The sequence below is a fragment of the Pedobacter hiemivivus genome (genome assembly GCF_004331685.1).
Lineage (GTDB): Bacteria > Bacteroidota > Bacteroidia > Sphingobacteriales > Sphingobacteriaceae > Pedobacter > Pedobacter hiemivivus.
In genome coordinates, this window is record NZ_SJSM01000010.1 from 25,289 (window position 1) to 50,464 (window position 25,176).

The window sequence follows — 25,176 nt, forward strand, 5'->3', positions numbered from 1 at the left end:
TTAATTGTATATATGTTGAGTCCCTTTCGGGAACGTTTTAAACTTAATTATTTTTACCAATTGTAAAGATACATCTAAAAACAGAATTTTAGGGTTCGCATTTCGTTCTATGTGATAATGAGCCTTTTCCAATTCCGAGATAATGGCATCCGCCATGTTCAGATCTAATACATGCGTTGATAATTTTTTAGCGGTTTCTAGTGCCCTGACAGGCAATTTCACCAAATCATCAGCCCCGCTAAGCAACAAACTGCACTCACGTAAAAAGCTGATTCCATATTTTAAAAAGTTCTTTTGATTCTCTCTTCCCCAAGTTGCAGCCTGCTCTACAAAAGCGGTTAAGTCGAGCACCCGATTTCCATAGCCCATCCGCAACCACTCGGCAAACTTATCCGCATTGTCGTTGTGTGTATTGGCCACCAGCGATTTCGCCTCAATTAAATTCCCATCTGCCAGAAAGCTATACTCTGTCGCCTGATTTTCTGACAAACCATGTCCATCCATCAAATAATGCTCAACCGTTGCATGAGAAAGCTTTGGTATTTTGACAATTTGCGTACGCGACAAAAGGGTGGAAAGGATTTGTTCCTGATTATTGGCAACCAGAATAAACAAAGTATTTTGAGGCGGTTCTTCGATAATTTTAAGTAGCGAATTGCCTTCTTTATCCAGGTACTCTGGCAACCACATAATCAGCACCTTTGTCTCTGCCTCAAAAGCTTTATAGCTTAATTTTTTTATGATGTCATGACACTCGGCAATGTTAATATTTGCCTGTTTGTTCTCTGCACTTAGCTTAGATCGCCAAATGTCCATATCAAAATAGGCATCTGCCAGCAACATACTTCTCCACTCTTCCAACACATCAACTGCTGTTTTTACATCTTTTGAAGCAAAGAATGGATAAGAAAAATGCAAATCGGGATGAATATATCTTTCGTATTTACGGCATGAGGAACATACACCACAACTATCATCGGCCTGCTTATCTAAACAGTTGATGTATTGGGCATAAGCAATGGCCAAAGCCAAAGCGCCACTACCATCGCTTGATAGAAACAACTGGGCATGACTAATCCTGTTCTCTGCAACTGTTTGTATCAATTGCTGCTTTATATTCTCCTGACCTACGATCTCTTTAAATTGCATTTGGTGCAAAATAACAATTTTTTAAGACTTGGATATAAAGCCACTCTAATTTGACATTTCATGACCCTTTAGGATTTTCCTTATCTTTGCCCACATGCCCAGAATTATTGCTTTTGATTATGGAACCAAGCGTATCGGTATAGCCGTTACCGACCCTTTGCAAATTATTGCAACCGGACTGGACACCATACATCCTAAAGATATTATAGAATATTTGAAAAAATACATGTTAACCGAACAGGTAGAGGCCTTTGTTTTGGGTGATCCGAAACAAATGGATGGCTCTCCCTCAGATTCAGCACAGCATGTGAAGGGTTTTTCTACAACATTAAAAAAGACCTTTCCAAATATCCCCCAACACTGGATTGATGAGCGATTTACCTCTAAACTTGCCCATCAAACCATTATGCAAAGCGGGTTAAAAAAGCAAGATCGACGGAACAAAGAAAGAGTAGACACCATATCAGCAACCATAATTTTGCAATATTTTATGGAAACCCAACGTTTATGAGCTTAATTAATGACGACATGCAGCAACTGCTGCTCAACTTTTGTGACCCTGAAACTGAACTACTGCAAAAGATAGATCGGGAAACGAATCTGAAGGTTTTGATGCCTAGAATGCTTTCCGGACATTATCAGGGTCGTGTATTGAGCATGCTGAGCAAAATGGTTAGCCCAAACAGAATCCTCGAGATTGGTACTTTTACCGGCTATGCTACACTTTGTTTGGCCGAAGGGCTAACTGAGAATGGACTCATTTACACACTAGACAAAAACGAAGAACTGGAAGAAATGGTCCTTAATAATTTTGCTCAATCAACATACAATGATAAAATAAAATACATCCTGGGTGATGCCAATGAAACCATCAATGCGCTAAACGAAACCTTTGACCTGGTTTTTATTGATGCAGACAAAAAGAACAATGGCACTTACTACGACCTGATTTTCGACAGGGTAAGACCTGGTGGACTGATCATTGTGGATAATGTACTGTGGAGTGGAAAAGTATTGAACAGCAACCCAGACAAGGACACTAAAAATATTACGACATTTAACGATAAGGTTTTGGCAGACAGAAGGGTAGAAAAACTCATCCTCCCGGTTAGGGATGGCTTGTTTGTCATCAGAAAAAAATAAAGTATGATTAAAAAGGCATTATATATCTGGCTATTCCTAACCTGCTTTACTTTTAGCGCCAATGCGCAAACCATCGAAGATTACATCAATAACTATGCAGCGCATGCGCAAGAGTTGATGCGTGAGTATAAAATTCCTGCAAGCGTTATTCTGGCTGTTGCCATTCATGAATCGGCTGCCGGAACTAGCAAAATCGCCCGATACCTAAACAACCATTTCGGAATTAAGGGCCCAAATAGCAATACCGAAATCCGATCTTCATATCGCGATTACCCCGCTGTAAGTGAATCTTATGACCATTTTTTAGATTTTCTGAAAAGTAGAGGTTCCTTTAGCGGCCTGTTTGACAAATATGACCAATACGATTATCGGAACTGGGCCAAAGGGATTCAGCGTGGTGGATATGCCAGAAGCCGCACCTGGGCTTCACAAATTATTGGCATCATTAAAAAGAACAACCTGGTGCAATACGATGAGCGGCCGGACGACTACATAGAGCCTATTACCGCAAAACCTACCCCATCAAGCAAACGCAAGACTTCTTCCTCAAAAATATATACGGTTAAGCGTGGAGACAACCTGCACAACATTGCAAAAGCACGCCGTACAACTCCAGCAGCAATTATGAAAAAGAACGGTTTAAAAAGCCACGCCATTAAACCCGGACAAAAACTTAAATTATAATGAACAATAAAATATTATTAGCATTACTAGCCCTTGCATTTTTTAGCGCCTGTAAATCCAGAAAATACAGTCACAACAATAAACAAATAGAAAAAGCCGCCAACAAGGCCAATCCTGATGCTAAATCATATACTACCCTCAATTATATTGAGTCTTTTAAAACTGTTGCCATTGAGGAAATGAACAAGAATGGCATCCCGGCAAGTATTACCCTGGCTCAGGGCATTATAGAATCTGGAAGCGGCAACAGCAGTCTGGCCAAATATGCCAACAACCATTTTGGTATTAAATGTACCTCTGATTGGAAAGGTAAGGGTTATTATAAGGATGATGACAAAGTTGATGATTGCTTTAGAGTTTATAAAGATGCCCGGGAATCCTACAAAGATCATTCTGAATTTTTAAAAAGAAAGCGTTACAGTGCTTTATTTGAGCTGGACAAGAATGATTATAAAAACTGGGCTTTGGGCTTAAAACAGGCTGGTTATGCGACTAATCCTAAATATCCGGCTATGCTGATTAGTGTGATTGATAGATACCAGCTATACCAATACGATTCCCCAGAATCTGAAAAGGACAAAATTAAAAGAGAAGACAAGGTCTTTTCTGAGATCAATGCCAACATCCCTAACGAGAAAAAGAAATTTACGCCCGTGGTTACTCCACCTTCAAAACAGGTGATGAAAACTCCTGATACCTTAAGGATTTCTACCCCCATAGTCACAGATAGCGCCCATGCCGAAAGCAATACCGCACCTATATTTAAGCCGGGGTCCTACACCGTTAAACAAGGCGATACGCTTTACGGAATTTCCAAAAGATTTAATGTAAGCATTGATACTTTAAAAACGCTAAATGATCTTAGCGACGTGGGAATTAAAATAGGCCAAAAACTCATCTTAGTTAAATAATGTTAATGATTATTTAACCGCTATCATTATCTTGTATTTTTGTATTAAATGAAGTTTTATAGCCTTGTGCTCCTTTTTTACTGTTTAACATTTAAAGCTTTTGCCCAACAAACGTCGGTGCAGGGCTTTGTGATAGACAAGGATTCCAAGCTTAGGCTGGCAAAAGTTTACATCTACAATTCTGCCAATGATGAAGGCATTTACAATACTCCGAAAGGAGAATTTACCATTAAAGCTAAACCCGGCGATACACTATTCGCTGTTTTACAGGGATACGCTTTAGATACCGTTGTCATAAACACTCAAAAGGCCTTTTATTTCCAATTGAAACCTTTGGGTATTTCACTTCGCGAAGTCTCGATTGTAGGCAATAAGTACACCCCAAAGGAACTTCATGAGAAATCCTTAAAGGAATATAAATACGCGCTGGACAAAGGGAAGGCAAAAGATCTGCTTAATCTGGGCCTTGGTGGTGCCGGATTGGGTATAGATGCCATTTATAACCTACTTAGCCGTCAAGGAAAGAATGCCCGACACCTGCAAAAAATATTGGAAAGAGACTATCGGGAGGCTATTGTTGACTATAGGTTTAAACCCGACTACGTAAAGCGTGTTTTACAAATTGGTGATTACGAAGCAGAAGATTTTATGTTGCAATACCGCCCGTCCTATGATTTTGTTTTAACAGCTTCAGATTATGCTTTTGTAGTTTATCTAAAGAACAATTATGCAAATTACAAACGTAATCCTGCGGCATTCCGACTACCCACACTGCCCAAAATAACCATTGAAACGTTTTGAAACCGCTCTTCCTAGTTGTTGCAAAAATTCCCGCCCATGCCATGGCAATCTTCCCTTTTATTCTGTTAAAGAACAAGGGGCAAAAAAACGACGCTGTTCTGATAAACCATGAGCGAATACACTTACGGCAGCAACTGGAACTCCTGATATTCCCTTTTTATTTATTATACCTGCTGAACTACCTTGTTTTGCTCATCAAGTACAAAAACCATTATCAAGCCTATTTCAATATCATTTTTGAAAAGGAAGCTTATGCTGCCCAGCAGGACTTAAATTATTTGAAGCAAAGAAAGTTTTTCTCCTGGCTCAGATATCTCTGAAAGACCAGCATTTTTGCCGGATTTATCCAATTAGTTTACTATTAAACTTTTAATCCGTCACTTTTTTGTTTTTCTTTGTAACAATGAAGATTTTTTATGCCTCCCTACTTCTTGTTTTTAGCGGTACTGCAAACCTGTATGCTCAGGAGATCGACACCATCCCAATTAACACCAAAGGGCTTGATATTAAATTAAAGCGCAGTCCACTGCCGTCGAGAACCGGAACAATCCCTTTTAAGCCTGTAGAGTTAAACCCTATCGTGGTAGATGCCCGGGTAAATTACTGGAAAACTAAAACTTCTGTAGGTATTAACGTGAACCAGGCTACATTTTCCAACAACTGGAAAGGTGGGGGTGTAAATTCCCTTGCTGTGGGCGGTATTGTAAATTATAAAGCGGAATACAGCAAAGAAAGCTATAGTTACGTAAGTGAGGTAATTTTGGAATATGGGAAGGTTAAAAACAAAGATCAGTTGCAAAAGAAAACCCGAGATCGGATTTTCTGGGACAATAAAGCCGCATTGCAGTTGTCTAAAAACTGGTACTTCTTCGGTTCGATCAACTTTGAGTCACAGTTCGATTCGGGCTTTTCTTATAGCAAGAATTCTGATGGGAACGAGTTTCCAAACCTGATTTCAAAATTCATGGCACCGGGTTACCTGACTGAATCTTTCGGTTTTGAGTACAAACCCAATAAATATTTCTCCACCAGGATTGGTACAGGTAGTGCGCGACAAACATTTGTATTAGATACAGGCGTTTACATCACAAAGGATCCGAATGATCCAAATAACAGGGCGAAAGATAAAAAGGCGGCTACAAAATATGGCGTTGACTTTGGTAAGAAATTTAAAAATGAACTGGCCTTCCAGATCGTAAGTAATTTCGAAAAAGAAGTAATTACCAATACCGTGCTTAAAGCAAGGTATCAGATGTTTATTCCTTACGACAGGGCTTTAAATCAAATTGACCACCGTTTGGATGCCTCCATAACCTCCAAATTAAACCGGCTGATGAACGTTTCATTAACCTGCGTGGGTTTATTTGACAAAGACAACGATAAGAATATACAATGGAGCCAGGCACTCTCACTTGGTGTATCATTCTACTTCCCTCGTTAATACTTTTTAATTAACCATTACTCTTTCCTTCAAAATTAATACCTTTGAGGCTACAAAAAATTGAACACTAAGCATTAAAGACAATGTTTGAAAATTTACAGGATAAGCTAGATCGTGCGTTTAAGGTCTTAAAAGGACAGGGAAGCATTACAGAAATCAACGTGGCCGAAACCATGAAAGAGATCCGTAAGGCTTTATTAGATGCCGACGTAAACTATAAAACGGCAAAAACCTTTACCGATGAGGTAAAAGAAAAAGCTTTAGGCTTAAATGTACTTACAGCTGTTTCTCCTGGTCAGTTGCTGACCAAGGTAATGAATGATGAACTGACTGCCTTAATGGGTGGTGAGGTTACTGAATTAGACTTAAAAGCAAACCCTACCATTATATTAATTGCAGGTTTAAACGGTGCGGGTAAAACTACTTTTACCGGAAAACTAGCCAACTACCTTAAAAGCAAAGGCAAAAAACCTTTATTGGTAGCGGGTGACGTTTACAGACCGGCAGCGGTAGATCAGCTACAAATACTAGGTGAGCAGATCGGCGTTCCAGTATATGCAAATACGGCATCTAAAGATCCGGTTGCGATTGCCTTGGAAGGTATTGCTGAAGGTAAAAAACAGCAAAATAATGTAATCATTATAGATACAGCAGGCCGTTTAGCAATAGACGAGCAGATGATGGACGAGATCGCTGCTGTAAAAGAAAATACGAAACCCCACGAAATCCTATTTGTTGTGGATGCCATGACCGGACAGGATGCGGTTAACACAGCAAAAGCATTTAACGATAGGCTAGACTTTACCGGTGTTGTATTAACCAAATTAGATGGCGATACACGTGGTGGTGCGGCCCTTTCCATTAAATCTGTAGTCAACAAACCGATCAAATTTATCGGTACTGGCGAAAAGATGGAAGCCCTTGATGTGTTCTATCCAGAAAGGATGGCTTCACGTATTTTAGGGATGGGTGACGTGGTTTCATTGGTTGAACGTGCACAAGAGCAGTTTGACGAAAAAGAAGCCGCAGAACTTCAGAAAAAGATCCGTAAGAACAAGTTTGATTTTAACGACTTCTACAATCAGATCCAGCAGATTAAAAAAATGGGTAACATGAAAGACCTGATGGGCATGATACCTGGTGTTGGAAAAATGATGAAGAACGTTGAAATTGAGGATGATGCCTTTAAAAATGTAGAGGCCATTATTCAATCCATGACCAAATTTGAGCGTGAAAACCCAGATAGTATCCAACAAAGCAGACGCTTGCGCATCGCTAAAGGTTCTGGAAATAAAATTGAAGAGGTTACCAAACTCATCAAGCAGTTTGAAGATATGCGTAAGGTAATGAAGCAGTTCTCTAACCCGGCTACAGCTGCCAGGATGATGAAGAATATGCCTAAAATGCCGCAGAGATAAAAAATTCGGTTTTTCTTAACCAACCGAACATCTAATCAGTATAGATTCACACTTAGGACATCTAAGTGTGAATCTATGCTGATAAAAACATATGGCAGCGCCGTCTTTGGCGTAAATGCTTTAACCATTACCATCGAAGTAAGTATAGGCGGGGGCAACAGATACCACATTGTTGGTTTGCCCGATAACGCCATCAAAGAAAGCCTGAGAAGGATTGAAAGTGCCATCCAATCGGCTGGACTTAAAATGCCCCGACAAAAGATTGTCATTAATCTGGCCCCAGCCGACATTCGCAAAGAAGGCTCTGCTTACGACCTTCCAATTGCCATGGGCATTTTGGCGGCCTCAGGGCAAATAGAAAGCGCAGCGTTAGATAAATACTTTATTATGGGTGAACTGTCCTTAGACGGCGGCTTACAACCTATAAAAGGCGCATTACCCATATCCATCCAGGCCCGAACTGCAGGCTTTAAAGGTTTTATACTCCCAAAAGACAATTCCAGAGAGGCTGCAATCGTAACTGAACTCCTGGTATATGGCATGTGCAACCTAAGCGAAGTTGTCGCTTTTTTTAACGGCACAGCACAGCCTGAACCTGTTATTGTCAATACCAGAGATGAATTTTACAATAATGTAAGCAATTACGAGCAGGATTTTTCGGACGTAAAGGGTCAGGAAAATATAAAAAGAGCATTGGAAATTGCTGCTGCAGGCGGACACAACCTGATCCTTATTGGCCCACCTGGAGCCGGAAAAACCATGCTAGCTAAGCGCCTGCCCACCATTTTACCACCCTTAAACCTTCAGGAAGCTTTAGAGACCACCAAAATACATTCGGTAGCCGGAAAGCTGAATGCTGCCGAATCACTAATGACAGAGCGCCCCTATCGTAGCCCCCATCACACCATTTCGGACATGGCTTTGGTAGGAGGCGGTGCAAACCCACAACCTGGCGAAATCTCCCTTGCGCACAATGGTGTGTTATTTTTAGATGAATTACCAGAGTTTAAGCGCAGCGTGCTCGAAGTAATGCGCCAACCGCTCGAAGATCGTTCAGTAACCATTTCACGATCACGTTTGAGCGTTGAGTATCCAGCTAGCTTTATGCTAATTGCCTCAATGAACCCTTGAAGTCGTGTTGACTTGTTTGCGGAGTGGTGGTAGGAAGGTAAGCAAGACCCACATTGACAGAGTCCTGCCCGATAGTAATATATTCGGTAACCGTTTCGACTATAGCTCGTTTCTGTGGGAACAACATATTGTGCCATTCTTCATATAGAGCCTTTGCTTCAGTTAAAACAAATTCACTTGAAGTCATTTGTGCCCGTTTAAGGTCTATTTCAGATTGTAGCTCTGGAACCGATTTATCAAGTTGATGCACCTGTGTTTCATATGGCTTGTACAGCTCTGCGAGGTGATCCTTGTCTAATTCACCATTCAATCTAAGCGTAACCAGATCATCCATTTTCTTACGTAGTTGTGCACGTTTTTTTATAGTTGAGGAAAGCAGCTGCTCCTTTTCTTTTAGTTGGGTGTCTATTTCATCAATGTACATCTCAGGACGCATATCATTAAGATACCCTTTTAAAAGTCCTTGGTAAATATCATCCATGTCTTCAACGCTGATATTATTCTTACACACTTTACATGTGAATTTTTTAGCCGTGCTTGTCACGTACATCGACTTTCCACATGAACATTTCACAAAACCAGCAAGAAGATATTCTGATTTTCTACCAATTTTGGTTCTCTTTGTGGTTTGTTCATCGAGAATTGAATTACATTGCTGCCATAAGTGTTCGTCAATGATAGCTGGGCACGGAAGCACGACCCACTCATGTTCTGGTTTTGTTATCCACTGCTTCCCGTCACCCAGGCTCTTCGTATGGTTTGCAAGACGCTGGCCTTTAGCAGTTGTATCGCGCAACAACCGATCCACTGTAGTATCTGAAAACCGAGCGCCATTTCTAGTACGATACCCTAATGAGTTTAACCGGTCGGATGTCGTTTTCTTACGTTGACATTCAAGGAATATCTCGTACATCAATTTGCGAACAGGCGCTTCTTTCTGATCAATCATCAAAATTTTATCCTGCCACTTATAGCCAAAGCTCGCCTGTCCACCTAACGGCTTACCCATTCTCGCTCGTATTGGTACTGATGCCAGGACTCTACTTGAAATCTCCTCACGTTCCCACTCAGACAAAGCAGCTAAAATAGTAAACAACAATCTACCTGCTGGAGAACTGGTATCTATCTGTTCTGCTAACGACACCATGTCTGCATTCGCTTTTCTAAAAATATCCCCGAACTCTAGTAGTTCTTTGGTATTACGCGCTAAACGGGCAAGTTTTGAAAATATTAAGCCAGTAATACGTCCGCTTCTCAAGTCCTTAAGCATACGTTGTGCTTCGGGATGATCCATAACACTTTTCCCCGATACGGCCTCCAGACGGTATACTTCTTCAATATGCCAATCCCTGGATTGTACATAGTATCTCGCACGCTGTTCGTGATGTTCTGGACTATCGTCTTTAACTTGCATTTCCGTGGAAACCCTTATCCATATACCAACTCGCTTTTTTTCTTCCATATTTCGTTGATTATTTGTTATATAAATATAACCAAAATTCCAGTTAATTTCTAATAAAAAACAGCTTTATTTACTAATAGAGATAGATATTTGCGATTAAAATGCAAAAAATTCAACCAATTAAAAGAACACATTTATATTTTGTAACCGAGGAACCTTTCTAATTATTTCAGCCCCTTTTTCATAATACTTTCGATTATTGCTCGCTTAATTTTGGCCTCTTCACTGGTAACAGTTATGTATCGCACAGTAACTTTATATCTCTTTGCCGATTTTTTAGAAAGTATGGCTTTGTTCCCCTGAATAGTTCTGTTACATTCTGGATGCTCAATAAATATAATCTTCTCAACTTCCTTTATTTGCGGTGATTTTTCTTTGTCTTTCATTTGGCAGGCTCCTTTATTAAAAGAATAGATTACACAATAATTTGACTTAAAAAAGGAGGCAACTCATCTGTGGACTGCCTCTTTACAAATGTTATTAAATCTTGCATTGGGTAATAGATACACGCAAAGAATAAAACCTTCGTAATTGCTGAAAGAAGAATTACAAGATCTAAGTGTCTGCTAAGACCATAACCACACAAATACGTATTTAACTAAAGATGAACGAATTGCTTCTTTATTCTAGGTTAATTTTGTAAATTTGAATAAGTAGGATATTGTCTTGGTTGAATCTATTAACGAAAAATGATAAATTATGAAAACGTTCGTTTATCTCTGCATCACAAGCATCATCGGAACCGGGGCATTCCTTTCGGCGCTGTCGCTATCAAATCCTTATCCAGCCTATGCTGTCGGCTTTGGTATATGGATCCTTTTCTTTTGGGGAGTTTCCAAAAGGTCACAGGGGGCAACCCGGCGGAGATAACGGGAACGAATTCAGGATGTATGGCTGTATCAGCAAAATGGAATAACCGTTGAAGATAAAATTAAACAAACTGAAACTCTGAACTTGGCTGCTATCTTCTTGGCGTTAAATTCTCCTTATTTGAATGCTCATGCAATCTTTCGGCACCATATAGCTGCTCAAAGCTTTTTATTTTGCCGGTATCGTATATAACAACGGTATCAGGGGGATCAAATTTATAGTTTTGATAGAATTGTTCCCAATCCACACCAATGTTCCGGGGATAGTAATCCCAATTGTCCCATGATTTTTCCAATATCTTTAACCCGTCAAAGCCCAGGCAACGAACCAGGTGCTCATATGGATTACAGTTATAATTTTCCCCATAAGCGAGTATATTTATAACCGGCGCCATTTTAGAAAGGTTGCTATCGGAATGTTTCGCAATGGCGTTTTCCCGAATGCCTGACAGCAACAAAATTTCCCGAATCTGACGTGGATCAAGAGGCATCTGTGCATCAAGGAGGTTGACTTCATCTTTCAAGTGGATCTGATAAATCTTTCCTATAGTTATTTTCCCAGGTTCCTGCCCCTGCCTGAGCAGATGGGTCTGCATAGCAATATGACTGAACAATCGTGCAGCTCCTTCATTGACCGAGGTGTAAAAACCATTGCCCAGGGTAAAGGCATTCCACCCCACTCCAGTATTAGGCTTTAGGTTGATGGTATCTCCCATGATTCCAGGAGAGCCATGATATAAAATAGGCATCATACGGCTTTAAGTTGCTCAGAGATGGGATAATTGGCAGTCAGCATTTCGGTCTTGGACTTTTGGTTGCCTGATTTGGCATTCACAGATACTTTTTGATTAATTGACCATGTGTGCCACCTATGTTCCTTGGTGTATTTAGACAATATGGGTGAGGGATAGGAAGAAAGCAAAAACTTACCTTTAATCTTACTAAGCAGAAAAAGCAGGCTTTCAAAATCATGTTCACTATATCCATCATAGTGTCCGCAATCGGAATTATAGTATGGTGGGTCGCAATAAAAAAAACTATTTACAGTATCTCTGCTGCCGATGATGTAAAGCGCATCCGCGGATTCAATCTGACAATTCTGCAAACGGATGGCGAGTTCTTCTGTGAACGATTCCTTTTTATGGTTAATCTTTTGGCTAGTTGTATTACTGGTTTTATCATAGCCCCAATTGCCATCAAGCATAGCACTGAAACTTTGGCTACTAAGTAACCATACAGCCCAAGCCCTTTTTAAATCTGTGAACATATCCGAATTATTATAAATAACAGAAGCCTTACGATACAAATCGCGACTGTGCAAACTGATCCTGATTTCTTTTTCAAGACTGACAAAATCCTCCTTAACCATACGGTAAAAGTTCATCAACTCTCGATTTGTATCGTTGATGACCTCTATCTCTGAGGCTTTCTTTGCGAAGAACACCGCTGCCCCCCCTAAAAAGGGTTCACAATACAAGGTATGCTTGGGAATAAGGGAAACTATTTTGGGTGCAAGCTTCTGTTTGCCACCATAGTAACTAATAGGTGTTTTTAATCTTATTTTGCTCATGCTTAAATAATTGATGGGTTTAGGATTAAAGTGATCACATCACGTCATGGATCGTAAAATCGATTGATTTTCCTTTGATGAGTAGGGTAATCGGGCATTTAAGCCCAGGTATACCCATGCTTTGAACAGGAAACCTTTTTCCATTCTCGCGGTAATAGGGAGTTCCAGACTCCACGTCAAGTACGGCGGTGCCGGATGCTCTGATCCGGTCAATCCGGTCGAATATTTTTTTCATACTTTTTCTAATTGGTTTATCCGATGTCTGAATAGCCTGTTTTGGAATTGACACAGAAAGATTCAACGGTTTACTCAAACCATCGATTGAACCTATTCCAGTGTATTTATCAACTTATGAACCAGTTGAATGGATTAATATAGAGGTATCAAAATAGGCTCATCTGATGGCCTGGCGCTGGAGGTTTGTATCCGTTTTCAATAGCCAAGCATTCACCTATGCCGATGACGAGTTCCTCTATGGAACTGTAAGCAGTGTCCTTTAATAATTCCGTATGAAAGAAATGAGACCGGTAACCTGTTTCACTAATGATATGGAAGTCAGAGCAGTATTCTATATGGCTGACCAGTGGATCTGCCTGATCCTTGCCCTTATATTCAGGCCAGTAAAAGGTATAGTTCACCTGTACTGGCAGCCCGAATACTTTTATATCCAGACTGGTAGTTTGTTTAAAATGTTCCGGGATCATGATATCGTTTTAAAAGTTTAGTTCATGCCTATGCAATTCCAAAAAGGAATTAAATCCCACTCTCGGCTTAAAGGTTCGGATCCCCGAACGCAGGCCACTAAATTGCTGGAAACGATGCAAGGAAAATTCCTTTTCAGGGATCCAGAATACCTTATCAAAATAATTACACATCATATTGTCGCTTCGCAAATAGAAACTCGCATCCCTATTTTTAGACCATAAGGCTAGTTTACAATCCAGAGTACGCCCAATAAGGTCATTGTCCAAAACGGTGAATATTCTTGCATTTGGAAAGCATAGCTGCAATTGTTTTATCTGCCCAGCGGAGGGAAATAATCCCAGGGGAGTAAAGGCACTACTGCCCGGCCTCTCTAGCCAGTTTGTGTGCAGATTACAAAAACAAAGGACTTCCATAGCCGAATAAAAAAGAAAATGATGCTTAACCATTACCGGATCAGACACACCTGCAGGGCATAGCCCTGCGGGTGTGTGGAAATCAGGAGAAGTAAAATGTAATTCTCCTTCAGTTATTCCGTTTAGCCAGGGAGCAAAAAAATCTTGCACCTGCGGATTTAGGCTTTTTATATCCAGTAATGCCACCTTATCGGGAGCCACTTCGACCATAGCCGCGCTTATAGTCATTTTTGCGCTCATCATCTGGTGCCTGTGTCAATTTTATTTCGTCCTTAGCACGGGTGCTATCCTTCATTTCTTTAAGCGCCTGCTCATAACCCTTCGTGTATTGACTTTTTTGTTCCTCTCTATTAGCTACAAGATTACGGATGCCTGTAATTAGCAAGTAAGAAATCCCACCGTCCAACAATACAGATAAGATCAATACTTGCCTATCGGACAGCATCCCATTACGCTCGGATGCCCGATGTTGCACCCTTGTGCCGTCCTCTAGTTGAACAACATTTCCAGATTTGTAATTTTGCTTATCTTCTGGAGTCAACTGCTGTCCATTTATTTTTTCGGGTGGCTCTACACCGTTTGGATCGTAGCTTATGAATTCCCTAGTCTGCGCATCATACTCGATAATTAAGGTTTTCTTTTTCACAGGCTCTAAATCAACCTGCTTGGACACATTAGCAATTTTCCCACTGGTCAAAAGTTCAACCTCACTTTTATCTAACAACTCATGTCCAACGGCTTGTTTATAGATGGGATGGAGATTTAGAGAAACGCTCCCATCAGGGTGACGTTGGAGTGAAAGTTTGGCATCCAGCTGCTGAATATGGAATGCTTCTGTCCTGAGATTCTGTATACTGACCAAATCAGTACGGCGACCAGCCAACAGTGCGGAAAGATCTTCGGCACCGAGAGCGAGTTTTCCGTCATTGTACAGTCCGATTTTCTGCAAATCGTTGATCGGCAGTTCTTTTTCTTCAAATAATGGTTTCATAAAATTGGAGTTAATGTTAACGTTTAGTACCATAAGCCGCGACTGTTTCTGCTTCTTGCAGCAGTTGTTGAGGTTCTGGCCGGACCTGAGCAGGTACAACTGGTGTCCTTAGTGTTTCTTGTTTGGCAGAAATAAGTGAATTGTACAAACCATCCGACTTAGATAGCACGAAAGTATTGCCCGACATCATGTCCTCCATACGCATTCTACCTTGTTTGATGTGGCCTAATACCTTGTACACTGTATCCTTATAGGGTATTTCGTCACCCATAGAAAGCGATTTCGCCTGTGTAACGCTTTTTTCACTTAAAGGATCTGTAAGAACTTGCTCTGTTTTAAGTTCTCTCTTACGCTCCAGTTCCATGAGGTAGCCGAATATTTTTTCTGCATCAGCCGCTGCTGCATGAATTTCAAAGGGAGTATCCGTCAACATCTTAATCCAACTTTCAACGTAAGCTGTATGCTGGCCAGGATCATGACCAATACGCAATTCCTGACCAATCAATAGTGAAGCGATTTCCGCCCTTAATTCCTCTCTTGCATAATCTTCTGTACCGAATCGATTCATTATCGAACGATCCAGTCTGCTGGTGTGGCCAGTCCAATGACCAAGTTCATGAAGCAAAGTGGCGTAGTATTTATCTGGTGCATCAAACTGTTCCCTTATTGGCATAGTTATCTGATCACGGACAGGACTGTAAAATGCGCGATCACCTGCTTTGTGTTCTATTGCAGCACCAGAGCTTGTAATCAACTGTTCTGCTCGATCAAGCGGATCCCAACCCAGGCTTGTAATCTCTGGTTGCTTTAACGGCACCAATCCATCTACTTGTGCAGCATTAAATACCCATGCACTGGTAATGATTGGTTTGGAAAGTTTAACCTGAACCTTTAAGGGCTTTCCTTGCCCGTCAAGCATGGGCTTACCTTGTTCATCTCTTTTGGTTAAAAGGTCTGTCAGTTTCACAAACTGGATCAAAGATCCTTTCTCTCCTTTTTTTACTTTCCAATCCTGCGATGCAGCCTGATTAAAGGTCATCCATCGCGGATCCTCATATTTGGCCATCAATAAAGACATCGTATTGATGCCTTTATAACGGTTGCCGGTAACAGCATTATAAGGTAATTCAAATGAAGGCAGGTTACTACTATTCCAAGGTTTTTGCCAGGGAGCAGTTCCCTCCTTCAACTGTTCAATTAATTTTTCTGCTACTTGAACGTGTAGAGGTTTAGTCTTTTCAATTGCCATGATCGTCCTCCTCTCTGATTTCATCCTCGGGAAATTCATCGGCGTAATCCGCCCCATATACTGCAGCTTCCGCAGCAGTCAGTTCCTGATCTTCACCATCGGCGAGAAGCTGGAGTTTATACGCCAGCGAACGCTTTGTCCGGTTTAAATTCTGATTCATAATGATCTTTTTTGTGATTGCTTGGCACCGCCTAATCGGCAAGCCTTTTTAAAAAATGTAATGGATGGATATAAGTTCCATCCGTTTTAATGCTGAAATGCAAGTGTTCTCCGGTGGCCCGGCCTGTAGATCCGCTTATGCCTATTACCTGGGCAGCATCAACTGCCTGTCCGGCTCTAACTATGATAAGGGATAGATGCCCATAGATACTTTCTACCACTCCGTGTTCGATGCGGATAAAATTTCCAAGTATGGGATTAAATCCGGTTTCATTGACAATGCCCTTTAGGACAGAATAAATGGGTTCTGATCTCGCAGACAAGTCAACTCCTTTATGAAAATCTGCTTTTCCGGTTACGGGGTGCCTGCGCCAGCCAAATGAAGAAGTCAGTTGCAAATTTTTCAATGGCATACAGAACAGGAAATCCTTAGCTATTTTAACCGAAGTGTCCCTGGGTTGTGTCGATAAGAGAATCAAGGTTGCATCTTTTGTGGCAAGGGTAGTAAACGGCTTTAAAGCTTTAGAATGATAAAGATTTACACTTTTACTGCGGGCGGAGATTCCAGCTGTGTTGAATACTTGTGTATTTCCACTTAGAGGAATCAATCCTGTAAAGGAAAATATGCAAATCGCACACTTAACGATGTAATGCAGAAACATCGCTAACGTCCTATGCCAACCTGCTGTTGGACTTCAATTTCCTTTTCCATGACCAGTGCCATTTTATCTTGTAGGGAAACCGTCCCATACTCCAGGGTCTGTTTATTGGCTATAACCATTTCCAAGGCCTCTTTTAATTGATTTGGACTGCCATTTTCAAGAAGCATACTTACCCGAAGCAGGGTCTTGAAATCCTGGACTTCCATTTGTTTAACATCAGTCAGCAAATCCCTATAAAGATCATTATGGGGTCTAAGCACTAACAACGCTTCTGTAGCGTAAAGGGCAACAGGAGTATTGCCAAAGCCCACACGGATAACATTATTGTTTAAGTCAGCACTAGTAATCATGCCGATTTGACCCTGCCGTTTTGCAGGATCCGTGGTTAGTTCTGGATGTACCAGAACCAGTGTACCAGTTAAATCTTCCATACGATTTTGGATTTTTATGAATAAGAAATTGGGTTAAGGCTGAAGCTTGCCTGTTATTTGGAGCTAGGTTTCATTGAACCTTTGGCGGGGGGCACTACTGCAGGAGCCGCGGTAGACTTAAACTTTAGAATAATGTTTTGCACTTCTGTATTGATCCGATAATAATTCTGGAGCAGCACTTCATCCTTTCGACCTTTGAAATCATAGAATGTCGGTAATTCACGATAGGCTTCTTCCTCCTTCTTAATCGCTTGGAGATCCAGATTTATCCGGCAGTGGACGGCAGAAGTTTCAAACTGCCCGGTATATTTTTCAACTGCGTCCGCCGCGAGCAGACCTACCATTTCACCAGCTTTGAGAGAAGCGATTTTTCCTGCGGGAATAAGTGGTTCTAGTTTCTCGTTGATGGAAATAGAGGTTTTTGTCCGATCAATTGACAAGCTTTCACTTACCTGTTTTACTTTGCCGAATAAACGCTCCAGCCATTCGAGTGTATCCTTGTTTTGCACAGACCCTGACAACACATTGCCTACAACTGAGGTAAGGGTAGCGGCTGTTTCCTTCCCATATTGTTGTTGCAGTTGCTGAATTGATTGAATTCCTAACAATAATGCCACAAGATTGGATCTCGCCTGGGCTATCAATACTTCGGCCTTATGGATATACAAACTTGGAGCTTCGTCAATAATGATTCCCAATGGCAAATTGCCTTTAGTGTTAACTAGTTTAGTAATCCTGTTCAGTACAACCGAATAGCATGAGGAATTGATGCTCTGCGTACTGGGATCATTTGCTAAAACTAATACAGCAGGATGTTTTGGGTCACTGACCTTAAGTTCAAAATCATCACCTGAGAACACCCAAAAGGTTTCTTTAGTTGCTATGCGACTAATGAAAATCTTTAGCGTGCCTACCTGCCCTTCGAGCTGATCAAATGCTTTTGCCTTGAACGCAGTAACAAAGGGTGATAAAAGCGAGGTTAGTTCCTTGTTACTGAAAAGTGTGTTGAAGATCTCTTCATAGGAGCAGTTCAAAAAGGCCAGAACATGAGGGAGGCTGGAATACTTCCCCCCCTCATGTCTACTAAAGAAATAGATACAGGCAGCCAAGAAGTTAATGGCCGATTGTGTAAAAAACTGATCACTCCCACCAGATTTATCACCTTTTTTCATCGATTCAACCAATGCCTCGGCTGTTTCGGAGGCATCCGCCAGAGTTCGCAGGTAAACACTTTTCCAGGGATTGAGACGTCGGCTTTTCTCAGGTTCATTAAGATTGATCACATGAAACTGGTAGTTACTGCACTTACCTTTTTGTTTGGCAAGCAGGTAATGATAATAAGCGACCCTGCTCAGATCAGGAAATTTTATATCGTATATACAAAGCGTAAATTGATTAGCTATCATTTGCTTAATGACCGGAATCACGACCCCGAAGCTCTTTCCAGATCCCGGAACGCCGACCAAAATCATTCCCCTGAATAAATTCTGCAGCACTATATAACCTTTGCGAACTTTCTTCTTGTAATAAAAAAGCATGGGAATATTGACAGAGTAGGGTGTAATTTTAGGCTTAGTGGTCTGCATGAAGGATTCACCCTCAACATTCCATTTATCCTTGCCCAAGTTGGAGCTTATGATCTTTGACACATTATCCATTGCGATGTGGATGAGTATAGTTCCGGCGATACTGCAAAAGATATATCCCAGGTCATACCAACTTGTATAGTGGAATAGGTAGCTTCCAGATTTATCATAAAATCCTAAGCACCCAAACAGGAATAGCAGTCCCATCGCAAGTGGGTAAACAATGGCGTTCTTAGGGTTGAGATCTTTCTTCTTACGACTCAGCGTTCCCACCGACACCAAACAGATCAGGATCAGGGTAAACAGCTTACTGTTCAGCGGATACTGATAAATTACTACTCTTGCCATACGTTCCATAAAATGGGAAAGACCATAATGCTGGCTTGCGGGCTGAGCGATGATCTTCGCAGCGTAAACAAAAAGAAGGATATCGAGGGCAACCGAAAGATAAATACCGAATTGCAGGAAACGATGCAGCCCCTGCTGTTCTTTGGTTTCTTCCATAGGTTATATGTTTTTTAAAGACTGGAAGGGACTTCGCGATTCTTCCATGATTGGAGAGTGAATTTTGACGGAATGGCTTTGAAATCAGAGAATTTTGGGCATAAAAAAACCGCTACGGGTTTAGCGGTTTATTGAGATATTTATTAATTGTTAGTTTTCGGCGATGATCGCCGAAAACTAAGCATCAAGTAAACAACTTAAAACGTATCTGCTTTTAATATATCCTTATATTTTATCTGTAAGGTGATGGCTCGCCCTGAGATCTGCTTTTCAGTGAGCTCTACATTTAAGATCTTATTCTCTGGAAATGTCACCTTTTTAAGTACATATATATTACGGTATGTTTTCTTAAATCCAGTCAGCGGATAAAGTTGCCACACGGGCTTGATCTCAATTGATTGTACGTTGGTTGCTTTGTTTATTTTCTTGTCCTCAATCTTAAAACGCATTTCATCAATATCATAAGCAAGGTTGGTTTCATTGCGGTACGTAATGTCCAGAAATACCTGATCTCCGATTGTATATACCTGATTCAGCGCTACGCTAATCCCGTATTCGTCCGACTTCCGAATTCTGTGTGAAGACCTGTTTTTTAACATGGAAAGCGCATGTACCCTCAGCTCGGGGCTAGTCAAGCTAGTAGCTGCTACGTCCAAGGGACGTATATGCTCAGGCAAGATATTGACCAGGGATGATACTGCTGTTCCCGGCAGATAGACCAACCTGTACTGGGCGATAAAGCTTTCGCCGACAATCGTAACAATGGGAGTGTTGCTGGAAAAATTATTTAAACGGGATGCTGAATCAGGTAAAATTTTTAACCTCAGTATATTGTCTACCGGGAAATCCCCTGCGATGGAGTTCGTGGAAATGTCTGCGTAACGGATCGGTTCAGGAGAAATAATGTGCAGGGAAACCTCTCTATTAATCACAATAGAAGGCAGGTCACTGACCTGAATGGCAGCAGTCACTTGTGCGCTGAGCCTGAAGCCTGCAAACAGCAGGAAAAAAATAATAAGCATTTGTTTCATATCGATAGGATTAATAACTGTTTTGGTTGTTTTTGAGTTCATCCGGGTCAATCAGATAGACCAGGGAATTGTATTTGAGCTTGGCTTTATTCTGGCGTATCATTTTACTGACTGCTGTTGTGGTGGACTGGAACATTTTCTGGATCATGCTCATGACCAACTGATTGTTATTCTCTGCTTGTTGTTGCAGAGTAATCCCCTGGCTACTATTACTTCCCAGCTCCCTGGTAAACTCTCTGAAGGCAGATGCCGGAACGTACAGTCCGGGAAGCCCATCGTGGTCATAGACTTCTAGTTTTACCGGCAGAATATTTTTACCGTTCATAATGGAGCTGACAGTCAGGCTGACCCTTTGCCCTGAGAACCCGGAAATCTGTGCATATATATAAGTACCCCTTTTGATTAGAAAACGACCAGCCATCATATCTTCAAGCAACCGGATTCTTAATCGGGAACCAGCATACCCCGTAATGTCCTGATCAATGATGGCTGTGATCAAGGTTTCCTCCTCGCTGGCTGTAATGGTATTGAAGATTCCGGCAGAAACAGCAGATTTACTGACGGTCAGTTTCTTGCGGCCTTTGAGTTCTTTTTCCAGAAGCTCAGCATTTTTTTTCTGCTGTTGATCCGACTTATAATCCGGATCATTGGCCTTACCTATACTGTCTACAAGGGCCATCTGCTGTCGAAATAGTTGCATAGGATCCGTCTGTGCAGGACTCTGCTGACGGGGAACCGATGCAGGTGGTGGCTGATTCATTTTTGAAAGAGCAGCGGCAAGTGCCTTGTCCTGCTGGTCGTAATTTTTTGTTCTCTTTACCACAGGTACGGCATCTGGAAAACCGCCGTAAGCTCCCGTTCGTGTCACGGGTGCTGCTACGCCATATTTCGCTTTCATCACTTTATCTATGGAATCCAGCATACGCTTTTCATGCTCATTGTATAAAGTGCCCGGAGCCTGGCCGGCGATCTGTTCTTCCTGGATCTGGCCGACCGCAGTATAACCGTCAGACTCTTTGTATTGATTGCGATAAGCATCCAGCTTATCTGCCAGCGCTCTATTTTTGACCAGATCAGATACCCCGGCAAGGTTGACCTGCAGAGAATCCTTTCCAGCCTGTTTTGGTGTTTCCTTCCCGAAACTGCTTTTATACACATAAAAGAAAATGCACAAAAAAGGCAGCATGATTATCGGGATGACATACTTTGGTTTTTTAAGGTCTATCTTCATTGCTTTGTTTTTTTTGAGATTTTGCGGTATTGCGGAGGTAGTCGATGCGCTTCAGTATATGGATAACCTCAATACTGTCCCCAGCGTTAAGTGAATCCTTGCGAGCAAGGATTCCAATTCGGTTTTGCAGAGCCGTTACCTCATTCAGCGCGCTGTAGGCACCGATCATTTCGGCGAGTCCACTTGAGCCGCCTATTGCCGTTTTGGAAAACACAGGAAGTGTCCCCGGCTTTTCACTACGCATAACAGTAAATGAAAGAATACACGATAATAAAATCGAAATCACCATTACGGAGAAAAAAGTAAGCGGGTATTTATTCAATACATAGTGGCAGTAGAAACCGGGACGCACAAAGTACTTTCCAAGCTCCCTTTTCAGCTCAGCGCCAAGCGTGGCACCTGTGTCTTTATTGGAATGAATTTTTCTGAACATTTTCTAAATCTTTATTTTCTAGTGTTTTCCATCGGGTGATTAGCACAGCATGGGGATTGTTGTCTGAACGAATTTCCAAATCACTGAGATAACCTTCGGTAACCAGAGATCGAACGATGGCAGAACTCCTCCGGTCAATTTTTTGCGTACCATAATAGCGGAAGTATTTCCTTCCTTCATCCAGAAAAACGCTGTCGGTACGGATGGTGAGTACAGCACTGGAAGATAGGATCGAGTTAAAAAATCCTTTCTCTTTTAGATTATTATACTGCAGCGCACCGCTCTCATCAACGAGATACATGGCCTGTTTCATCTGGTATTCGATAAATTTATCGTCGGGGGTCAGCGAAAAGAACAAGGAATGAAAACGGGCGATGTGTGATCGATATTCCGCTGCCCGGTTCATCTGTACATCTGTCTGTCTCGCTAACAAAGGCACATTACTGGCATCCATTATATAGATACTCTTTCTGGCATCCGAAACCTGCCGATAGGCAAAGAAAGAAACAGTCATTACCATTATAATCGCCGCTATAAAACTACCCCCAGAAAGGAAGGTGGCCAAGCGGACTTTTGATTCTATATTTTTTATGATCATCTGCTTACCCCTTCATCATTTTGGTCATCATCCTGGACATATTGGAAGCGCCCCGACCCATTGTAGATGCAGCAGAGCTGATCCCCGAGGTGGATACGATCCATGTGGAAATACTTGGTACAGTAAGCATGGTCAGGGCACCAATCACAAACGTGCCGATTACCATCCCAAAAGACAGGATTCCGTTACTTGCGAAAGCTGCCAGTTTAGCCATAGTTATTCCCGTCGTACCAGCAAGCTCCTGATATCGGGTGATCTCTGCTTCCATCGCATACTGCTGAAACAGCGACGCGACATACATGACCAGGTAGGCGATACCGGAATATAGGTTGACCGAAACAAACCGGGCGATCCAGGTACTAAAGGAGTCACGGAAGGCGGGTAGGATACTGACAGCAACCGAAAACGGCCCCAGTATGATCAGTATCGTGGAAAATATGATTTGAATGATAAATATGATATATACACAAATCCGCAGTAGCCATATCGCCAGGGTTTCCAACAGAGATGTAGCAAGCAATTGCAAACTGACCTGTAAGCGGTTACGCAATTCAACTATCGGGTTCCAGACTTCGGAAAAACCTTCAACAACCGATGATTTGACGCTTTCCCATGCGTTTTCATACCAGGTATCAGCCTCGGTCTTGGCTGTTTCCGTCTGCGCCTGTATGGTGAACAGCTGATCGGAAATGTCCACCATTAATTTTGCCCGCTGTAAACGCAAGCTATTGACCTCGGTCTGGCTGGCATCAAACATAGCCTCGGTCTTATTGGCGATTACCTGTGTCGGATAGGCAACAACTTTGGTAAAAACCGACCACCACAAAATGACCATTACTAAACCGAACGGCCTGAGCAGTGGCATGATCTCCAGCTTTTTGTCTCCTGCCATCATCTCATAGGTCTTGATCGCAAAAAAGATGAGCATAAAAATTGCTGCCAGTGCCTGGGCATCAGCGATAAAAAAATCGTAATGTGACCAGATGGTGTTTTTCATTTTTTTTAAAAAATGCATCGTGCCCTCTTCATATACCCCATTACCCTGCAGATAATTAAAAGTATCCTTAAAGGATTCAGGGACATTGACGGGTTTATGTTGCACAAAAAAACCGGCGGTGCCGGTTAGTAAATTGAGAATGGTCATAATTTTAGTTTTAGAGTTTGGTTTTGCTCAGCACATCTTCAGCGATTTGCCTGTCGGATCTGCCGGCTTTTGGTGCCAGAACTTCGTCCCTGGTCTTGATTTTCTCCTGAGTTTCTTTAAGGGACAGGTATAGTTTTGCACGCTGTTTTTTATTCTCCCAGGTTGAGTTCAGCTTACGGTATTCTTCGAGCATACGGTGATATGCCAATATCCTGGAACCCCGGTCAAGCGTGGTTGTCCTTGTCGCTTCCAGCCGCTGCGCCAGCGCATGACCTTCTTCCAGGTACCAACTTTTAATCCCTGTTTGTATGAGGTAATCTTTCACCTTCTGCTCTATACCAATCATGATCATGGCATCATCCAGTTCAAGGAGCGGATCAAACTCGTGCCTGTAGTACAACAGCCATAAAGGATCTGTTATCGAAAGATCACCGGAATAACTTACAGCTTCGCTAAGGGCAGTATTGCGCAGCGTATCGGCTTGTTGTTTATAGGCATTTTCGGTATTGCTCATAGCCGCTACCAAAAGCAGTCTTTGGCTTTGCGGCCCTGAAGGGGATAGTGGTCGTAGGTCTTTCTTCGGATAGTCCGGATGCCAGGCCCATGTGAGCCAATATTCCGGGTTCAAACCTAAAAAGCCGCTGGTGGGCGTGAACTTACTTTTGCTCCACTGCTTAAAGACCATACGCTCCTGCTGGTTGGTGATGTGTTTGTCCCGGATGGTTTTCTGGGCATAGCCCTGCAAATACCCAGCTGCCGCAAGGATAAAAATTAGAAATGCTTTCATGTGCTATTGCTTAATGATGTTATACTTAGAAAGGATGTCATTTACCAGCCGGGTGTCCTGGTTGATAAAATGCTTATAGGGATTGACCGTCTTCAATACTCCATTGATTTTCGCCCAGTGCATAGATCGCTGCATACTATAGACTAACGCACGCATGACCCGCAGCTCCAGAATTATCTTGCGCAGCAAAGCATCCCGTTTTTCATAATCCATCAACACGTTTTCCCCTTCTTTTAAAACAAAGACGGAAACCTCATTAACCAGCCTTATTCCCCTGTTCTTCATTTGCCTGGCTATATCCTCGGCAAAAAGCAAAAGATAAGGAGCATCCGATGCGGTCTGTATCATGAGGTTACTTTCATAAATAATCTCATTACTTAGCTGTCCGATCTGCCGTAGTGCGATCCCGCTCCGGAGTGCCTGGTTAACCTCGGTAAGTGAATTATGGATCAGGGTTTGCACCATAACAACGGAACTGACATTCAGATTAATGTCACTTAACCGGTTATTGATGGAACTTAAATAATTATTGTTCGTATTTTCGGTGGCCGCGCGGACGGCCCCGTTTTCATTGACAATATTAAAATGATTCCGGTCAAAAACAAGCCTTTGCGCCACACTGTTTAAAGCAGCAAGCAGTAAACAGCAACATAAAATGATCCTGTACATGATC

The 25,176-nt window shown here is 41.9% G+C and carries 28 protein-coding genes and 1 pseudogene; 8 read left to right on the forward strand and 21 right to left on the reverse strand.

Going from position 1 to position 25,176, the window contains the following annotated elements; genetic code table 11:
* Complete coding sequence (locus EZ444_RS15765) at window positions 1-1,149, reverse strand: DNA polymerase III subunit (RefSeq protein WP_131610115.1); 1,149 nt, start codon at window positions 1,147-1,149, stop codon at window positions 1-3.
* Between the two features lie 94 nt (window positions 1,150-1,243).
* Here EZ444_RS15765 and ruvX point away from each other — a divergent pair, with 94 nt between their 5' ends.
* The 8 genes and pseudogenes from ruvX to EZ444_RS15810 all read left to right on the forward strand — a co-directional run.
* The gene (ruvX, locus tag EZ444_RS15770; protein WP_131610116.1) at window positions 1,244-1,660 is read left to right on the forward strand and encodes a Holliday junction resolvase RuvX; all 417 of its coding nucleotides are present in this window, start codon (window positions 1,244-1,246) and stop codon (window positions 1,658-1,660) included.
* Window positions 1,657-2,292: an O-methyltransferase gene (locus EZ444_RS15775; RefSeq protein WP_131610117.1), complete on the forward strand. Its 636-nt coding sequence runs from the start codon at window positions 1,657-1,659 to the stop codon at window positions 2,290-2,292. Before ruvX ends, EZ444_RS15775 begins: the two co-directional genes overlap by 4 nt.
* 3 nt (window positions 2,293-2,295) lie before the next feature.
* Window positions 2,296-2,976, forward strand: coding sequence for a glucosaminidase domain and LysM peptidoglycan-binding domain-containing protein (locus tag EZ444_RS15780; protein WP_131610118.1), 681 nt, complete (start codon window positions 2,296-2,298; stop codon window positions 2,974-2,976).
* Window positions 2,976-3,887 carry a glucosaminidase domain-containing protein gene (locus EZ444_RS15785; protein WP_131610119.1) on the forward strand — a complete coding sequence of 304 codons (912 nt, stop codon included), beginning with the start codon at window positions 2,976-2,978 and terminating at the stop codon, window positions 3,885-3,887. Before EZ444_RS15780 ends, EZ444_RS15785 begins: the two co-directional genes overlap by 1 nt.
* Before the next feature lie 48 nt (window positions 3,888-3,935).
* Window positions 3,936-4,688 carry a hypothetical protein gene (locus EZ444_RS15790; RefSeq protein WP_131610120.1) on the forward strand — a complete coding sequence of 251 codons (753 nt, stop codon included), beginning with the start codon at window positions 3,936-3,938 and terminating at the stop codon, window positions 4,686-4,688.
* A 403-nt stretch (window positions 4,689-5,091) separates the two neighbouring features.
* Window positions 5,092-6,129 carry a DUF3078 domain-containing protein gene (locus EZ444_RS15800; protein WP_131610122.1) on the forward strand — a complete coding sequence of 346 codons (1,038 nt, stop codon included), beginning with the start codon at window positions 5,092-5,094 and terminating at the stop codon, window positions 6,127-6,129.
* Between the two features lie 83 nt (window positions 6,130-6,212).
* Window positions 6,213-7,547, forward strand: coding sequence for a signal recognition particle protein (gene ffh / locus EZ444_RS15805; protein ID WP_131610123.1), 1,335 nt, complete (start codon window positions 6,213-6,215; stop codon window positions 7,545-7,547).
* Window positions 7,548-7,622: 75 nt separating this feature from the next.
* A pseudogene (locus EZ444_RS15810) lies at window positions 7,623-8,675 on the forward strand (YifB family Mg chelatase-like AAA ATPase); the annotation flags it as partial.
* Here the strand turns inward: EZ444_RS15810 and EZ444_RS15815 are convergent.
* The 20 genes from EZ444_RS15815 to EZ444_RS15905 all read right to left on the reverse strand — a co-directional run bounded on the left by EZ444_RS15815 (window position 8,650) and on the right by EZ444_RS15905 (window position 25,172).
* Window positions 8,650-10,140, reverse strand: coding sequence for a recombinase family protein (locus EZ444_RS15815; protein ID WP_131610125.1), 1,491 nt, complete (start codon window positions 10,138-10,140; stop codon window positions 8,650-8,652). The pseudogene EZ444_RS15810 and the gene EZ444_RS15815 overlap by 26 nt on opposite strands.
* Window positions 10,141-10,304: 164 nt before the next feature.
* Window positions 10,305-10,526 (reverse strand): hypothetical protein, encoded by a 222-nt coding sequence (locus EZ444_RS15820; RefSeq protein ID WP_131610126.1) that lies wholly within the window; start codon window positions 10,524-10,526, stop codon window positions 10,305-10,307.
* A 575-nt stretch (window positions 10,527-11,101) separates the two neighbouring features.
* Window positions 11,102-11,761 (reverse strand): hypothetical protein, encoded by a 660-nt coding sequence (locus EZ444_RS15825; RefSeq protein WP_131610127.1) that lies wholly within the window; start codon window positions 11,759-11,761, stop codon window positions 11,102-11,104.
* Complete coding sequence (locus EZ444_RS15830; RefSeq protein ID WP_131610128.1) at window positions 11,758-12,579, reverse strand: DNA adenine methylase; 822 nt, start codon at window positions 12,577-12,579, stop codon at window positions 11,758-11,760. The genes EZ444_RS15825 and EZ444_RS15830 overlap by 4 nt, the downstream gene beginning before the upstream one ends.
* Before the next feature lie 34 nt (window positions 12,580-12,613).
* Window positions 12,614-12,814, reverse strand: a complete 201-nt coding sequence (locus EZ444_RS15835) for a hypothetical protein (protein ID WP_131610129.1) — start codon at window positions 12,812-12,814, stop codon at window positions 12,614-12,616.
* 148 nt (window positions 12,815-12,962) lie between these two features.
* Window positions 12,963-13,283 (reverse strand): hypothetical protein, encoded by a 321-nt coding sequence (locus EZ444_RS15840; protein ID WP_131610130.1) that lies wholly within the window; start codon window positions 13,281-13,283, stop codon window positions 12,963-12,965.
* Window positions 13,284-13,292: 9 nt separating this feature from the next.
* Window positions 13,293-13,925 carry a hypothetical protein gene (locus tag EZ444_RS15845; protein ID WP_165503631.1) on the reverse strand — a complete coding sequence of 211 codons (633 nt, stop codon included), beginning with the start codon at window positions 13,923-13,925 and terminating at the stop codon, window positions 13,293-13,295.
* Window positions 13,885-14,721, reverse strand: a complete 837-nt coding sequence (locus EZ444_RS15850) for a DUF4099 domain-containing protein (protein ID WP_131610132.1) — start codon at window positions 14,719-14,721, stop codon at window positions 13,885-13,887. Before EZ444_RS15850 ends, EZ444_RS15845 begins: the two co-directional genes overlap by 41 nt.
* Complete coding sequence (locus tag EZ444_RS15855) at window positions 14,705-15,961, reverse strand: ArdC family protein (protein WP_225874745.1); 1,257 nt, start codon at window positions 15,959-15,961, stop codon at window positions 14,705-14,707. The genes EZ444_RS15850 and EZ444_RS15855 overlap by 17 nt, the downstream gene beginning before the upstream one ends.
* On the reverse strand, window positions 15,927-16,097 hold the full coding sequence (locus EZ444_RS27245; RefSeq protein ID WP_165503632.1) for a hypothetical protein: 171 nt from the start codon (window positions 16,095-16,097) through the stop codon (window positions 15,927-15,929). Before EZ444_RS27245 ends, EZ444_RS15855 begins: the two co-directional genes overlap by 35 nt.
* 31 nt (window positions 16,098-16,128) lie before the next feature.
* Window positions 16,129-16,704, reverse strand: a complete 576-nt coding sequence (locus EZ444_RS15860) for a M23 family metallopeptidase (RefSeq protein ID WP_165503633.1) — start codon at window positions 16,702-16,704, stop codon at window positions 16,129-16,131.
* A 56-nt stretch (window positions 16,705-16,760) separates the two neighbouring features.
* The gene (locus EZ444_RS15865; RefSeq protein ID WP_131610134.1) at window positions 16,761-17,189 is read right to left on the reverse strand and encodes a hypothetical protein; all 429 of its coding nucleotides are present in this window, start codon (window positions 17,187-17,189) and stop codon (window positions 16,761-16,763) included.
* Window positions 17,190-17,242: 53 nt separating this feature from the next.
* Window positions 17,243-19,279 (reverse strand): type IV secretory system conjugative DNA transfer family protein, encoded by a 2,037-nt coding sequence (locus EZ444_RS15870; RefSeq protein ID WP_131610135.1) that lies wholly within the window; start codon window positions 19,277-19,279, stop codon window positions 17,243-17,245.
* 197 nt (window positions 19,280-19,476) lie between these two features.
* Window positions 19,477-20,310 carry a conjugative transposon protein TraN gene (gene traN / locus EZ444_RS15875; RefSeq protein ID WP_205945281.1) on the reverse strand — a complete coding sequence of 278 codons (834 nt, stop codon included), beginning with the start codon at window positions 20,308-20,310 and terminating at the stop codon, window positions 19,477-19,479.
* A 10-nt stretch (window positions 20,311-20,320) separates the two neighbouring features.
* On the reverse strand, window positions 20,321-21,541 hold the full coding sequence (traM, locus tag EZ444_RS15880; RefSeq protein ID WP_131610136.1) for a conjugative transposon protein TraM: 1,221 nt from the start codon (window positions 21,539-21,541) through the stop codon (window positions 20,321-20,323).
* Window positions 21,525-21,974 (reverse strand): hypothetical protein, encoded by a 450-nt coding sequence (locus EZ444_RS15885; protein WP_131610137.1) that lies wholly within the window; start codon window positions 21,972-21,974, stop codon window positions 21,525-21,527. Before EZ444_RS15885 ends, traM begins: the two co-directional genes overlap by 17 nt.
* Complete coding sequence (gene traK / locus EZ444_RS15890) at window positions 21,949-22,539, reverse strand: conjugative transposon protein TraK (protein ID WP_455430284.1); 591 nt, start codon at window positions 22,537-22,539, stop codon at window positions 21,949-21,951. The genes EZ444_RS15885 and traK overlap by 26 nt, the downstream gene beginning before the upstream one ends.
* Before the next feature lie 37 nt (window positions 22,540-22,576).
* The gene (locus EZ444_RS15895) at window positions 22,577-23,716 is read right to left on the reverse strand and encodes a plasmid transfer protein (protein ID WP_131610138.1); all 1,140 of its coding nucleotides are present in this window, start codon (window positions 23,714-23,716) and stop codon (window positions 22,577-22,579) included.
* A gap of 10 nt (window positions 23,717-23,726) precedes the next feature.
* Window positions 23,727-24,503, reverse strand: a complete 777-nt coding sequence (locus EZ444_RS15900) for a hypothetical protein (protein ID WP_131610139.1) — start codon at window positions 24,501-24,503, stop codon at window positions 23,727-23,729.
* Between the two features lie 3 nt (window positions 24,504-24,506).
* Window positions 24,507-25,172, reverse strand: a complete 666-nt coding sequence (locus EZ444_RS15905; RefSeq protein ID WP_131610140.1) for a hypothetical protein — start codon at window positions 25,170-25,172, stop codon at window positions 24,507-24,509.
* Window positions 25,173-25,176 lie beyond the last annotated feature (4 nt).